At 60.1% G+C, this 13,656-nt stretch carries 17 protein-coding genes and 1 other RNA gene; 9 read left to right on the top strand and 9 right to left on the bottom strand.

Features of this window, described 5'->3' with window-relative positions:
• Positions 1–6: 6 nt before the first annotated feature.
• The 6 genes from lepA to efp form a co-directional block, all read right to left on the bottom strand.
• Positions 7–1,809: a translation elongation factor 4 gene (gene lepA / locus GKO01_RS09140; protein WP_099286819.1), complete on the bottom strand. Its 1,803-nt coding sequence runs from the start codon at positions 1,807–1,809 to the stop codon at positions 7–9.
• Positions 1,810–1,893: 84 nt separating this feature from the next.
• On the bottom strand, positions 1,894–2,895 hold the full coding sequence (locus tag GKO01_RS09135) for a peptidoglycan -binding protein (RefSeq protein ID WP_099286818.1): 1,002 nt from the start codon (positions 2,893–2,895) through the stop codon (positions 1,894–1,896).
• 3 nt (positions 2,896–2,898) lie between these two features.
• Positions 2,899–4,035 carry a flagellar motor protein MotA gene (locus GKO01_RS09130; RefSeq protein WP_099286817.1) on the bottom strand — a complete coding sequence of 379 codons (1,137 nt, stop codon included), beginning with the start codon at positions 4,033–4,035 and terminating at the stop codon, positions 2,899–2,901.
• Positions 4,036–4,053: 18 nt separating this feature from the next.
• Positions 4,054–4,818 (bottom strand): OmpA family protein, encoded by a 765-nt coding sequence (locus GKO01_RS09125; RefSeq protein WP_174694275.1) that lies wholly within the window; start codon positions 4,816–4,818, stop codon positions 4,054–4,056.
• Between the two features lie 74 nt (positions 4,819–4,892).
• On the bottom strand, positions 4,893–5,720 hold the full coding sequence (locus GKO01_RS09120; protein ID WP_099286816.1) for an inositol monophosphatase family protein: 828 nt from the start codon (positions 5,718–5,720) through the stop codon (positions 4,893–4,895).
• Between the two features lie 6 nt (positions 5,721–5,726).
• Complete coding sequence (gene efp, locus GKO01_RS09115; RefSeq protein ID WP_062032946.1) at positions 5,727–6,293, bottom strand: elongation factor P; 567 nt, start codon at positions 6,291–6,293, stop codon at positions 5,727–5,729.
• A gap of 215 nt (positions 6,294–6,508) precedes the next feature.
• Between efp and GKO01_RS09110 the strand changes: the two genes are divergently transcribed.
• A complete protein-coding gene (locus GKO01_RS09110) occupies positions 6,509–6,817 on the top strand; it encodes a carboxymuconolactone decarboxylase family protein (protein ID WP_099286815.1) in 309 nt (102 codons plus the stop codon).
• A gap of 14 nt (positions 6,818–6,831) precedes the next feature.
• Here the strand turns inward: GKO01_RS09110 and GKO01_RS09105 are convergent, their stop codons facing one another.
• Positions 6,832–7,890 carry a lysine-2,3-aminomutase-like protein gene (locus GKO01_RS09105; protein ID WP_099286814.1) on the bottom strand — a complete coding sequence of 353 codons (1,059 nt, stop codon included), beginning with the start codon at positions 7,888–7,890 and terminating at the stop codon, positions 6,832–6,834.
• 53 nt (positions 7,891–7,943) lie between these two features.
• On the opposite strand from GKO01_RS09105, the gene epmA reads away from it, so the two are divergent.
• The 3 genes from epmA to GKO01_RS09090 all read left to right on the top strand — a co-directional run bounded on the left by epmA (position 7,944) and on the right by GKO01_RS09090 (position 10,335).
• Positions 7,944–8,951, top strand: a complete 1,008-nt coding sequence (gene epmA, locus GKO01_RS09100; RefSeq protein ID WP_099286813.1) for an EF-P lysine aminoacylase EpmA — start codon at positions 7,944–7,946, stop codon at positions 8,949–8,951.
• A 107-nt stretch (positions 8,952–9,058) separates the two neighbouring features.
• Complete coding sequence (locus GKO01_RS09095; RefSeq protein ID WP_174694274.1) at positions 9,059–9,496, top strand: hypothetical protein; 438 nt, start codon at positions 9,059–9,061, stop codon at positions 9,494–9,496.
• Between the two features lie 56 nt (positions 9,497–9,552).
• Positions 9,553–10,335 (top strand): fasciclin domain-containing protein, encoded by a 783-nt coding sequence (locus tag GKO01_RS09090; protein WP_099286812.1) that lies wholly within the window; start codon positions 9,553–9,555, stop codon positions 10,333–10,335.
• Here the strand turns inward: GKO01_RS09090 and GKO01_RS09085 are convergent.
• Positions 10,306–10,884: a thiamine phosphate synthase gene (locus GKO01_RS09085; protein ID WP_099286811.1), complete on the bottom strand. Its 579-nt coding sequence runs from the start codon at positions 10,882–10,884 to the stop codon at positions 10,306–10,308. The genes GKO01_RS09090 and GKO01_RS09085 overlap by 30 nt on opposite strands.
• Complete coding sequence (locus GKO01_RS09080; protein WP_145994752.1) at positions 10,871–11,305, bottom strand: hypothetical protein; 435 nt, start codon at positions 11,303–11,305, stop codon at positions 10,871–10,873. The genes GKO01_RS09085 and GKO01_RS09080 overlap by 14 nt, the downstream gene beginning before the upstream one ends.
• 35 nt (positions 11,306–11,340) lie before the next feature.
• Between GKO01_RS09080 and GKO01_RS09075 the strand changes: the two genes are divergently transcribed.
• From GKO01_RS09075 to GKO01_RS09055, 5 genes are all read left to right on the top strand, one after another.
• Entirely contained in the window at positions 11,341–11,559 is a 219-nt protein-coding gene (locus GKO01_RS09075) for a hypothetical protein (RefSeq protein WP_244901397.1), read from the top strand.
• Between the two features lie 3 nt (positions 11,560–11,562).
• Positions 11,563–11,907: a cell division protein ZapA gene (locus tag GKO01_RS09070; protein WP_099286808.1), complete on the top strand. Its 345-nt coding sequence runs from the start codon at positions 11,563–11,565 to the stop codon at positions 11,905–11,907.
• A 49-nt stretch (positions 11,908–11,956) separates the two neighbouring features.
• Positions 11,957–12,113: non-coding RNA, 6S RNA (gene ssrS, locus GKO01_RS09065), on the top strand.
• Positions 12,100–12,678: a 5-formyltetrahydrofolate cyclo-ligase gene (locus tag GKO01_RS09060; protein ID WP_099286807.1), complete on the top strand. Its 579-nt coding sequence runs from the start codon at positions 12,100–12,102 to the stop codon at positions 12,676–12,678. The genes ssrS and GKO01_RS09060 overlap by 14 nt, the downstream gene beginning before the upstream one ends.
• 11 nt (positions 12,679–12,689) lie before the next feature.
• Complete coding sequence (locus GKO01_RS09055; RefSeq protein ID WP_099286806.1) at positions 12,690–13,505, top strand: TIGR00282 family metallophosphoesterase; 816 nt, start codon at positions 12,690–12,692, stop codon at positions 13,503–13,505.
• Positions 13,506–13,656: the final 151 nt, after the last annotated feature.

Here is a 13,656-nt window from a genome sequence, read left to right as displayed (position 1 = left end):
CAGGTCTCAGTCCATTTTCAGGGCGGCAAGGAAGGCGCTCTGCGGGATTTCGACCTTACCGAACTGCCGCATGCGCTTCTTGCCTTCCTTCTGCTTGTCCAGAAGTTTGCGCTTACGGGAAATATCGCCGCCATAACATTTGGCCGTCACGTCCTTGGACAACGCGCCGATCGTTTCACGGGCGATGACCTTGGAGCCGATGGCGGCCTGAATGGCGATCTTGAAGAGCTGCTTGGGGATCAGATCCTTGAGCTTGCCGCAGATCGAGCGCCCACGCTGCTCGGCGACGGTGCGGTGCGAGATGAAGGACAGGGCATCGACTGGCTCGTGATTCACGAGAATGGAGATGCGGACCAGATCGCTCTCTTCGTAGCCGTCCATCTGATAGTCGAAAGAGGCGTAGCCACGGCTGATGGATTTCAGACGGTCGTAGAAATCGAACACCACTTCATTCAGCGGCAGGCGATAGACGGCCATGGCGCGGTTGCCGACATAGGTCAGGTCCACCTGCACGCCACGGCGTTCGGAACAGAGAGTCAGGACCGGGCCAAGATATTCGTCCTGCACCATGATGGTGGCCTTGATCCACGGCTCATCAATGGTTTCGATCTTGCTCAGTTCCGGCATGTCCGCCGGATTGTGCAGATCCTCGACTGTGCCATCCGTCATGTGCATCTTGTAGACCACGGACGGAGCGGTTGCGATCAGGTCCAGATTGAATTCGCGGGACAGGCGTTCCTGAATGATTTCCAGATGCAGCAGGCCGAGGAAGCCGCAGCGGAAGCCGAAACCCAGAGCAGCCGATGTCTCAGCTTCAAAGTGGAATGAAGCATCGTTCAGACGCAGCTTCGCAAGACTGTCGCGCAGCTTTTCGAAATCGTCGGCGTCGATCGGGAACAGACCGCACCACACGACGGGAATGGATGGCTTGAAGCCCGGAAGAGCTTTCTCGGCAGGGCGACGGTCAAGAGTGACGGTATCGCCGACATTGCAGTCCGCGACGGTCTTGATGGCAGCGTTGATGTAGCCCATCTCGCCCGGGCCGAGGCTGTCGACCGACTGCATCTTGGGCAGGAATACACCGACCTGATCGACGTGATAGGTCGCGCCAGTCTGCATCATGCGGATGCGGTCGCCGCGCTTGAGGCGGCCGTCCTTGATGCGAACGAGGATGATGACGCCCAGATACGCATCGTACCAACTGTCGACCAGCAGGGCTTGAAGCGGGGCTTCGGCGTCACCCGTGGGGGCGGGGAGGCGCTGGACGAGAGCTTCGAGCACGCCTTCGATATTGATGCCGGTCTTGGCGCTGATTTCGACGGCGTCATCGGCGGGGATTCCGACAACTTCCTCGATCTGGGCGCGGACGCGCTCAGGTTCAGCAGCCGGAAGGTCGATCTTGTTCAGGACCGGGACGATCTCGTGATTGGCGTCGAGGGCTTGATAAACGTTCGCCAGTGTCTGGGCTTCCACGCCCTGAGAGGCGTCCACGACCAGAAGCGAGCCTTCACAGGCAGCGAGCGAGCGGCTGACTTCGTAGGCGAAGTCGACATGGCCCGGCGTGTCCATGAGGTTCAGCGTGTAAGTCTGGCCGTCTTTCGCCGGATAGGTCAGGCGCACGGTCTGCGCCTTGATGGTGATCCCGCGCTCCTGCTCGAGTTCCATCGAATCGAGGACCTGATTTTTCATCTCGCGCGCGGTCAGGGCGCCACAGGCCTGAATCAGGCGATCGGCCAGCGTCGATTTGCCGTGATCGATGTGGGCGATGATCGAGAAATTGCGGATAAGGGAGAGCGGGGTATCGGTCATGGCTGCTACATAAGGGATTATCGCAGAAATGTCAGTAGATCTGCGCAAAAGCCTGCCTTTGTGAAAAGGCAGGCGGGAGTGGGATCAGCGGTCCGTCAGACGGAACTCGATCCTGCGGTTTCTGGCGTAGGCTGCCGGTGTGGTGGCAGCGTCCAGAGGCTGGTAGTCGGCAAAGCCTGTTGCGGCCAGATGGCGCGGGTCCACGCCCTCGGCAATCAGCAGTTTGACCACCGTGATGGCGCGCTCCGACGACAGTTCCCAGTTGCTGGGAAAGGCGCTGTGGATCGGTTGGCGGTCAGCATGACCATCCACGCGCAGAATCCACGGAAGATCCGTCGGAATCGTTGAGGCGACCTGTTTGAAGGTGTGGGCGAGGGTTGTGATCTCCTTGCGTCCTTCCGGCGTCAGTTCGGCACTCCCCTGCGGGAACAGGATTTCCGACTGGAAGACAAAACGGTCTCCCACGACATTCACGCCTTTCTGGTTTTTCAGCAGATCCCGCAGACGTCCGAAGAACTCTGAACGATAGCGTTTGAGCTGATTGACCTTATCGGCCAGCGCTAGATTGAGCTTGTTGCCAAGGTCCGCGATCTGCGCGTCCTTGCCCTGCTCGTTCTTCTTCTCAATGTCGAGGGCGTTGCTGATCGCCTGAAGCTGGCGGGTCAGTTCTTCAACCTGAGCCTGAAGGTCCGAGATCTTACTGTTCTGCTGTTTGCTTGTGTCGTCTGCCGAGGCCAATGCCTGATCTTTCGACTGAAGCTGTCCCGTCAGGGCGGCGATCTGGGTCGAAAGGGTCTGGAGCTGGGCCTGGTTGTGTTGTTTTTCGTCAGACAGGGTGGCGACGGTTGAGGACAGGCTTTTATTTTTGTCTTCCGTCATCGACAGCATGTGCGACAGTTCGGCCAGTTGCTTTTGCAGGGCGTCGAGCGTGTGTTCGCGTCGTGAGAGCGAGACCGACAGGAATTGCTGCCCCACGACGAAGACGAGCAGAACGAAGGTGACGACCATCAGCAGGGTGGACAAAGCGTCCACATAGCCGGGCCATGCATCAAGGGCGTTGTGAGATCCGCGTCTGCGCCGGGCCATGGATCAGTCCTGCCTGCCGGGGGAGGGCGTCGTGCTGCCTGAGGCTGCGGCAATCGTGCGGGCCAGAACACGGAGATCGTTGCGTAACTCGCCGATTGTCTGGGCGCGGCCTTCATGAAGCTCTTGGATCAGGCGGCTGAGATGCGTTTCGATCCGCAGGAGCGCCGTTCCCTGAGAGCCCGGACCATCATCGCCCATATGGCGCAGAAGGGCGGTCTGGGTTTCGGCGGTGCGGGTCATGAGGGTCTGGTTGGCGGCGAGCAGATCCGTCATGCCGCGCAGACGTTCCTGAAGGCTGTCGAGCATGTGCAGTTCGCGGACGCGGTTTTCCTCGCTGCGGGAGACGGCGTTCTGGAGCGTTTCCAGATTTTCGGCGGTCTGTTCGAGCAAGGCCTGAACATAGGCCGGAACAGGGGCGCCGTCGCTCTCGATGGACGTGCTGCCCGTGACGCGGGTGACGCCAGCCAGCCATTCTTCCAGTTCATTGAAGAAGCGGGTCTGGGCCTGCCCGGCTGTGAGATCCAGAAAGCCGAGAACCAGTGCGCCGGCGAGGCCGAACATCGAGCCCGAGAACGCCGTGGACATTCCGGCGAGTGGTCCGGCAAGGCCCGTCTTGAGCTGGTTGAACATGACGTCCATGTCGCCGCTGCCTGCGGACATGCCACCGATTACACCGGCAATCGAACTCACCGTTAGCAGAAGGCCGTAGAACGTGCCCAACAGACCCAGAAAAATCAGAAGCTGGGTCATGTAGCGGGAGATTTCCCGGCTTTCGTCCAGACGAGAGGACAGGCTGTCGAGCATGGCCTGTGTAGTCTGGGTCGAGAGCGTCAGGCGGTCCGTCCGGTTGCGGGCTGCCAGCATGCTGGCCATGGGCGCGAGCAGGCGGGGCGCCTTGGGCGCGGCCAGACCGGCGCGAGGCTGGCGTAGGAGTTCAACCCAGTGAACTTCCGGCATGAGGCGCTGGACGACATGCAGGTTCCACAGGATGCCCAGCAGGAGCACACCGAGGATAATGGCATCGAGCTTCGGGTTCGCGCTGAAGGCCTGAAGCAGGGTTGTGCCCATTGTCGCGGCCAGAAGGCCGACCGCGACAAGGAAAACGGCCATTCGGAGCAGATAGGTCGTAGGACGTGTCACGGCGTGTCTTTCCTGATGTTATTTCGGCAGGCCGTTTGCGGAAGGTGAGGGGTCGACGGGATTTGTCTCAATGACAACATCCAGCCGGTCGGCAGGCGCGCTGTCTCCGGCGTCCGGTCGTCCCAGCGCGCGGGGATAAAGACGGGTCGTGGCGACACCTGCGTGAATGAAGATCGAACGGACGGCAAGTGCGCGGGCCAGCGCGATGCGGCGCGGCATGGACACGTCATCGCCCGGCAGGGTGGCATGAGCGATCAGCACGACCCGCTCTTCCGGGTGATGGGAGAGTTCGGTTCCGTAAGCCTGAAGCGCTTTGAGGCTGTCGGCGTTCAACGCCTCGCTTCCGGATGGAAACAGAACTCTCATTCCACCGTCAGGCAGCGATTCCGTGTGGCTTGCGGCATCGGCGACAGCGGTCACGTCCGTCGGAGGAACGGGGGGATGGAGCTGAACTGGAACGAATGGTGGGGGCAGCACGACGGGCGGTGGCGGGGCGGCAGGAACGCCCGGAACCGTCTCATGCGCTGGAGCAGATTTGACCGGAGTGGCTGCCGGGGCAGGCGTGGATGTCGCAGCAGGTTTCTGCGAGACCGGCTTCGTGTTGCTGTGTGCGGCGGAGGTGTGGGCCGTATGTGGCGCAGCAGCCGTTTTTTTTGCGGTGGGAGCGGACTTGCCCTGAGGCAGATCATCCAGATTGCTGGTGACCTGTGCCTGTGCGGCGGGCAGCGAAAGGCAGGCCAGAAAGGCCGCCAGAGAAAGGGAGGAGAGGATCGGCCTGTTCATGTCAGGCCGATCCTAGACGACGCCTCACGACTCCCGCAATGGGGCGTGAGGGCAGTTTCGTCAGCTCCGAGAGATCAACCCCGGTTCAGGGCCTCATGCACGAGCGCGCGCAGGGTGCCGTGCAGGTTGGTGTTTCCGGCAACGACATTCACGTCGTCCGGCAGATCGTGGAGTTCGTTACCGTCCGGGTCGGTCGCATAACCACCGGCTTCACGGACGAGAAGCAGACCGGCTGCGCAGTCCCACGGCTTGATGCCGAATTCCCAGTAGCCTTCGTAGCGGCCTGCTGCCACCCATGCGAGATCAAGGGCAGCGGCACCGAAGCGGCGAATCCCTGCGACCTGCGGCATCAGTGCGCCCAGAACGCGGGCGAACGGCAGACGGCTGCTGCTTGGGACTTTCGCAAAGGGAATGCCTGTCGCGAAAACGGCTTCCAGCATGTTGCGGCGACCGGACACGCGGAGGCGGCGCTCGTTGAGGAACGCGCCCACGCCCTTTTCGGCCCAGAACATTTCGTTGGCCGCCGGGTTGTAGACAACCGCCGCGACCAGTTCGACCGATCCGTCCTGAAGTCTGCGCTGAAGGCCGATGGAAATGGCCCAGTGCGGAATGCCGTGCAGGAAGTTCGTCGTGCCGTCCAGCGGATCGACAATCCAGCGCCAGGTCCAGTTATCCCCGCCCGAAGCGCCGCTTTCTTCCATCAGGAAGGCGTAGCCCGGCCGCGCACGGCTCAGTTCTTCGCGGAGGATGGTTTCGGCGCGCAGGTCGGCCTGGGAGACGAAATCTCCCGGGCCCTTGATGCTGACCTGAAGCTGTTCGACCTCGGCAAAGTCACGGAGCAGACGGCGCGAGGCCTTCTGCGCAGCACCCTGCATGACGGCCATGTGCGGGGAGAGACGCATGATGGATCAGTCCTTCGCGCGTTCGACGTAGGATGCGTCTTCCGTGCGGACAACGATGCGCTCACCGGCTTCGATGAACGGCGGGACCAGCGTCTTGACGCCGTTGGACAGGACGGCAGGCTTGTAGGACGAGCTGGCCGTCTGGCCCTTGACCACCGGATCGGCTTCCGTGATTTCCAGCGTCACATGCGGCGGCAGTTCCACGCCCACCGGGTCGCCTTCGACCAGCTTGACGTTCAGCGGCATGTTATCCTGAAGGAATGCGAACTGGTCGCCGAAGATGTCCTTGGCGAGGATCAGCTGCTCGAACGTCTCCGGGTCCATCAGGACGACATTGTCACCATCCATGTAGGAATAGGTGTAGTCCTTGTCTTCCGTCATCAGACGCTCGACGGAGTCAGCCGTTCTCCAGCGCTCGTTGGTCTTGTTGCCAGTCTTGAGATCGCGCATTTCGACCTGGATGAAGGCGCCACCCTTGCCCGGGGTGATGATCTGCTGCTTGAGAACCGTCCAGCGGCGACCGTCGTGCTCGATGACCTGGCCGGCCCGGATAAGGTTGGCTTGCTGTTTCATGCTTGTGTCCTGATGACCCTTGAATAGGGATTTTCTGTCACGTCTGTGGGCTTCTAGCGCCGCAGGGGGCTTCTAAGCAAGGCACAAGGGCTGCGTGGGCTGCGGGGACTTCAGGAAAGTGTGAAGGAAAGGGGGCTTGGGGCCGCACGCCGGGCAGGTCATGTCAGACTGTGTGTGCGTCCTGAGGGTCAGGGCGAAACGCAAGGAGAAGACGCATGTACGATATGAAGAACCTCTCGCGCATTTCCCATCTCGAAGCCAATGCCTCCAAGGGTATGGAGGCTTTCTGGCAATTCGATCGTGCTGCTTTCGAGGAAGGGGCCGTCAGCGCCCTGACCAAGCAGCTCGCCGCTGTGGCGGTCGCCCTGACAACCCAGTGCCCGTATTGTATTGAACTTCATGTGAAGGCAGCGCGCGAAGCCGGGGCGACGGACGCCCAGCTTTCTGAAATCGCCCTCGTGGCCGCCGCCATCCGTGCGGGTGGCGCGATCACGCATGCCACGCATATGTTCGAAGCGAAGTAAGGTTTTCTTTCGCTTTAGGTGAAGTCGCAAATCTCTCCGTCAGGTGTTGAAACCGCACCCGGAGAGCCGGGCTCGAGATATTCCGGACCAATCGGGACTTTGCCCCGGCCGCCCGGAATATCCAGAACATAGGTTGGCCAGGCGAGACCCGTCACCCGCCCGCGGAGTTGCCGCAGCAGCGCCTGTCCTTCCTCGACCGGAACATGAAAGTGTCCGGTCCCCGCGGCTGCATCCAGATGATGCAGATAATAGGGTTTGACCCGCGCTTTCAGAAACGCCCGCAGAAGGGCTTCCAGACTTTCCACCGTATCGTTGACCCCGCGCAGCAGAACGGACTGCGACAGGACCGGAATGGCGCGCGACAGCACGGCGCGGATGGCTTTCGTGGCCTTCGGCGTCAGTTCGCTGGCGTGGTTGGCGTGGACCACGAGCCACATGGCGCGGTCCGTTTCCATCGCATCGAGAAGCTCTTCCGTCATGCGGGCCGGATCGGCGACTGGCACGCGGGAATGGATGCGGATGGTCTCGATATGGGGAATGTCGGACAGGGATTGCACGATGTGCTTCAGCCGGCGGGGCGCCAGCATGAGCGGATCGCCACCCGTGAGGATGATTTCGCGGACATCGGAATGCTGCCGCACCCAGTCCAGTGCGGTTTCAAGTTGCGCATCATTCAAAAGGCCGCCGCCGGGCCCGACATGTTCTCGGCGGAAGCAGAAGCGGCAATAGAGCGGGCAGACCAATAGCGGCTTGAGCAGGGCACGATCGGCATAGCGATGCACGATTCCGGGAACGGGCGAGAGCGCATCATCGCCGATCGGGTCCGTATCTTCGTGCGGCAGCGTGATCAACTCGCGCGCATCGGGGATGACCTGTCGGGCGATAGGGTCGTCCGGATGGGTGATCAGGTCCTGAAAGGCGGGTGGAATGGCCATCGTGAAGCGTTCGCCGACGGCTTCGAGCGCTGAACGGTCTGCCTCGTTCGCCAGCCCCGCGTCGATCAGGTCCGAGGGTGTGCGGAGGGTGGCGCGTTTTGGGGAATGCTTTTGGGCTGTCTTGACCATATCGTGCATGTGATGCCTCTAGCGGTGCGGGTCCCCGTTTTGCAACAGGAGCGATAGACGCCATGACCGTATTGTCCGCTGGATTGGCCGCTGATTCGGCCCGGATCGCCGAGCGCCTACCGTTGCTTGAGCGGCGCTCGCAGATGGTGAAATCCGTTCGGACCTTCTTTGAAAAACGGGGCTATCTGGAAGTCGAGACGCCCTGCGCCGTTCTTGTTCCGGGAGAAGAGGTCCATCTGCGGTGCTTCAGAACCGAGCTTGAACGTCCCGACGGCTCCCGCGAGGCGCGTTTCCTGCATACGAGTCCGGAATTTGCGATGAAGCGGATCGTGGCGGCGACGGGACGGGCCGTGTTCCAGTTGGCGCGCGTCTGGCGCAATGGTGAGGCGAGCAACACGCATGCGCCTGAGTTCACCATGCTGGAATGGTATCGTCCGGGTGCTGATCTGTCGTCTCTGATGGATGAAACGGAAGATTTTCTCCGGGCTCTTCTGCCGCCTGTGGTGCATCGGGGGATGGATGTCATTGATCTGTCACTCCCCTTCGAACGTCTGACGATGCAGGGTGCGTTTGCGCGTTATGTGGGTGCGGATCTGCTGGGGACGGCCGGAAATGCCGAAGCCCTTGCCGAACAGGCGCGCGTTGGTCTGCGGAACGGAGAGACGTGGGAGGATCTGTTTTTCCGCCTTCTGCTGGAGCGCGTCGAACCCGTGATCGGGCGTGAACGCCCGACATTCCTGACGCACTGGCCTGCCGAACAGGCCGCTCTCGCGCGACGGGACCCGGCGGACGGGCGCGCGGCTCTGCGGTTTGAGCTGTATGTAGGGGGGCTGGAACTGGCGAATGCGTTCGAGGAACTGACCGACGCGGTAGAGCAGCGGGAGCGTTTTGTAACGGACCGCAAGCGCCGTATCGGTCTGTCACCGGATCAGGACTGGCCGGTGGACGAAGCCTTTTTGGCAGCGTTGCCGGATCTGCCAGCCTGTTCGGGGATTGCGCTCGGGTTTGACCGGCTGGTCATGCTGGCGACAGGGGCGCCGCGGATCAGTGACATTTTGTGGTTGGCCTGATCTTTTCGGAACTTGCAGGAGTTTTAATCCTTCTTTTGCGTCAGAAGGGCTAGAACGTGTCGAAAGAGGAACATGACCGCGTTGCAGCGGCACAGTCGGGGAAGAAGATGATGAAAAAAGTTGGCGTGCTGTCCGTTCTGGTGCTGCTGGGCCTTTCTGCCTGTGAGGTCCCGACCCTTCAGCAGCGCAAGGTTCTGGATTCCATGGTCGGCAAGTCCGAGGTGGATGTTCTGCGCCAGTTCGGTGTGCCGACCCGCAACTACGATGCGCAGGGCCATACTTTCCTCGCCTATATCGACAACCAGACGCAGTATTCTCCCGGTGGCGGCTGGGGCTGGGATGGCTGGGGCGGCGGCTGGGGAGGCTGGGGCGGTGGCTGGGGTGGTGGCTGGGGTGGTATGGGCGGCTGGGGTGGCGGCTGGGGCGGTATGGGTGGATGGGGTGGCGGTTTTCCGTCGACCTATTACAACACCAGCTGTCAGACGACATTCGAACTGGTCAGCGGTCATGTCGTCGGATGGACCATGCGTGGGGACGGGTGCTGAAACACCCGACCTGCTCTATGGTCGTCTCTCCCGCTCACAGGATGGTGCGATCAGGCATGGATGTGCGACTCGATGTTTTCCCTTCAGGACGGTTTGCGGGCTGGGGGAAGGGACTGAAACTCGGCGTGGGGCTCCTTCTCGGGGCCACACTGTCCGCCTGTGGCGATCCTGACTGGCAGGGCACGGACTGGACGAAGAACTATCAGGACAGTTTCGAGACCCAGATCAGCGCCCGCGCGTCTGCAATGCCGGGAAGCACTGATGGCGCCTATAAGCCCAGTGCGGACGGGACACCCAACAGTCCTGTCGCCTATCACTCCCCTCCGATGCTGTCTTATGAGGATCGTCCGCTTGACGAGAATATCGCGGGTTCTCTGGAACTCAGCGACTACGTCAAGGCGATCCAGGTGGCGAAGCTGGAGCCGTGGATCAGTGGTCCGGGGCCGTACACGCTTTTTGCGATTCCCAATGCGGCTATGGAACGCCTGAGTGCACGCTGGCCCGGTGGGCTGCTGGCTCCGGCCAATCGCGGGCAGCTCGTCCATATTCTGGGCTACACGATTGCCTATGGAAAATGGAACGAAGCCGCTTTGCGCCGGGCCATCCAACGCAATCATGGCCATGCAATCGGCCTGAAGACCCTATATGGCGATCTTCTGGGCGTGGAAGTATCGCCGCGTACGGGCGAACTGCTGCTTGAAAACGCAGCGGGTGAGACTAACCGTCTGTGGGGCAAGTCTTTCCCGCAGTCCAATGGTGTTCTTTACTTCACTCAGGACGCTTTGCTGCCGATACCTACCGTAAAGGTCTCAGCCGGCCGCAAGCACGGCCATCGCTGAAAACCGCTCTTTGTCCTTGCCATCAAACTGAAGGGGGATGGCAAGGAAATCGGCACCGGCAGTGATCGCGGAGGAAGCATCCGCCGCAGTCGTGACGTTCTCCGTGACGCCCGGAAGTTCCATAACGGAACTCCACCATGTCACGAGTTCCAGATCCCCCGCAGGAAACGCGACGTAATCGGCGCCCGATTCGCCAGCTTTCATGGCATCATCGCGGTTGTCGCACGCACAGCCGATCGGCATATCGCTCCCGACCGTTTTGCGAAGGGTGACCAGATTCTCGACACAGGCGACATGCAGCCCATCGCAGATCCCCAGAAGAGAGTCCGGAGTATTGGACAGCGGAATGCCGACTTCAGGGATCAGGGCGACACCATTGGCATGGAGCAGGTCCACCAGTTTTGAAAGCTGCGCTTTCTCTGGCGTCCAGCCGCAGGGCAACCGAAGGGCGGTGACTTCAGGCAGCGGTAGAATATCGCGGAGCACCTCTAGAGCGGCATCCATATCAAAACCGGCAGGTAAAACGGGGTAGAGATCACAGGCTGTCATGGGGATGTTCTCGCAGATTGTGGATGCGGGAGCTAGGCGGTCTGAACGTCAGGATCCGTCCGCGGTATCGGTCGTAGGAGTCCAGTGTGCGAAGCTGCGGGGAATTGACCCGGCAGATCGCCCAGCCGACCCCGCAATCCAGCGCCAGTCGTGCCGCTGTGGGAGACGCGCCGCAATCCAGAACAGACAATCCCGCATGGTCATTCATGACGTTCAGCCACCAGGGAACGCCAAAGCTGCTGCCTGCGCTTTCAACAGAGAGGGCAAGAAAGCGATTTCCCTTAAGCCGCGCAATCCGATCCATCTCATGGTGCGACGAAATGACGAAAACAGGATAGTGAAAGGGCAGGGATGTCCTTGACCCCAAAGCGGGATCGGGTCTTTCCTGAGCAACGGGCCGGAGCGGGTCTGTATCGGGCATTTGACTGGCATAATGATTGCAGGAACGGGAAGAACGTGGCGGTAAACGAGACAGGTATGGCGCAGGACGATAAGACGGTTGAGCGTCTTGAGGAAGCGATGATGCGGATTGCCGCTGCGTCCGAGCGTCATGTTCTGGCAAAGGAAGCCTGTGAGCGCGCCCTTCATTCCGCGCCTGACCTTTCGGAATTTGCAGCCAATATCGATGCGCTGTGCGCCCGCATTCAGGGCGTGCTGAACAGGAAAGAGGGCTGAGCGATGGGACAGGTATCCATTCGACTTAATGGCTACGTCTATAATGTCGGCTGTCAGGATGGCGAAGAAGCCCATCTGTATGATATGGCCCGTCATGTCGAAGGCTGGCTTCAGCGGGCCCGGAGTCTGGGTGGGGCTGCAAGCGAATCCAAAACGCTCATGATGGCTGCGCTTCTGATGGCTGATGAAATCTTTGAACTGAAGCACCGGCAGATTTCGCCGCAGGCCGAGGCGCAGATCCAGCAGGCCGGGCATCTGCTGCAGCGTGAGGGCGCGCGTCAGGAACGTCTGGTCCGTCTGGCGGGGCAGGCAGAGCTTCTTGCCTCGGAACTGGAGCGCACTTCCTGATTCTTCAAGGTTTGCATTGAATATCGGGCCGGACAGTCTAATATAGGTGATGGAGCTGCCTGGTGCGTCAGGCAAATCATCCCCCGGGCCGATAAGCATTCCTACGGGAACTGGCTCTGTCGTGGCTCTGGTCACGTTAACCGGTGCCCACCTGCACTTGCAGGTCTAGGAGGGCTGAAAAGACCAACGGCTTTGGCGGCTCCACAGATTTCCGAAATCGACGTTCTGAAAAAAAGCCTGCGCCGCAAAATGGCCGAATATCGGCAGGGCCTGTCTTCTGAAAACGAAGAGAAGCTGCGCGGCTTTCTCTTAAAAGAAATTCTCGCACAGCCTGCTCAAAAAATTGCCGCAGTCTGGCCTCTTGCCGAAGAAGTCGATCTTCGCCCCCTGTGTCATGCTCTGTCTGAAGCTGGGCGTCAGGTTCTGTTGCCTGAAACCACACCAAAAGGTTCTCCTTTGATCTTCAGGCGCTGGACGCCTTCATCTTCCATGATTGCGGGCCGTTTCGGAACATCGCATCCGGAGGGTGAGATTGAAGTTCCAGATCTTGTTCTCGTGCCATTTCTGGCATTTGACCGTTCTGGTTACAGGCTTGGATATGGTGGCGGCTATTATGACCGTACTTTGGCCGCACTGAATGTTCCGGCGATCGGCTTTGGCTTTGCCGGTCAGCAGATCGATGCCGTTCCCACGGGCCCGTACGATATTCCGTTAAAAACGATCGTCACGGAGTACGGGGTTCTCCAGACTGATAACCCAAAATCTTTATGAAAGACTGACTGTTGAGACTGCTGTTTCTGGGCGACATTATCGGGCGTAGCGGGCGTGAGGCCATTATCCGAAATCTGGCCGACTGGCGTGAGAAACTCTCGCTGGATCTGGTGGTCGCCAATGGTGAGAATGCCTCACACGGCTATGGCCTCTCCCCGGATATAGCGAAAAACCTGCATAGTGCCGGCGTCGATGTCATTACGCTGGGCAACCATGCGTGGGATCGCCGTGATATGCTCGGCTATATCAACCAAGCCCCCCATATCGTCAGGCCTGCCAATTATCCTGTCGGAACGCCGGGGCAGGGGACCCATATCGTTGAAATCAGCCGTGGGCGCAGGGCTCTCGTCATCAATGTGATGGGGCGCATTTTCATGGACCCGCTGGATGATCCTTTCCGGGTCGTCAGCGAGATTTTGTCAAAACATCGGCTTGGCGTGACGGTTCATGCCATCCTGATTGACGTTCATGCCGAAGCCACCAGCGAGAAAATGGGCTTTGGAGCTTATTTTGATGGCCGGGCCTCCGTTGTGGTGGGAACGCATACGCATGTTCCCACTGCGGACCATCGCATTCTGCCTGCGGGTACGGCCTATCAGACGGATGCCGGGATGTGTGGCGACTACGATAGCGTCATAGGAATGGGGAAACCCGCAGCACTCCACAAGCTGGTTCGCAAAACTCCGGGTGACCGTCCGCAGCCGGCGGAAGGGGAGGCGACAGTCTGTGGGCTTATGGTTGAAACGGATGACGCCACCGGTCTGGCCAGAAAGGTCGCTCCGCTGCGGATTGGGGGACATCTGGCTCCCAACTGGCCGGACTTCTGAGAAAAGCAGAAAAATTGAGAAAAAACCGTCTTTTTTCGAGTGCGATTCGCAATGAATAATGGGGGTTAGTCTTTTCTGTCGCAGAAAACCGGGATTTTATCTGTTGATAAGTGTCTTGTGAATTCTGTTTGACACTCTGGGATCTCCCCCG

The organism is Gluconobacter kondonii (genome assembly GCF_002723995.1).
In the GTDB taxonomy this organism is placed as follows: Bacteria; Pseudomonadota; Alphaproteobacteria; order Acetobacterales; family Acetobacteraceae; genus Gluconobacter; species Gluconobacter kondonii.
The sequence above is the reverse complement of the archived record's forward strand: the minus strand, read 5'-3'. Positions and strand labels throughout refer to the sequence as shown.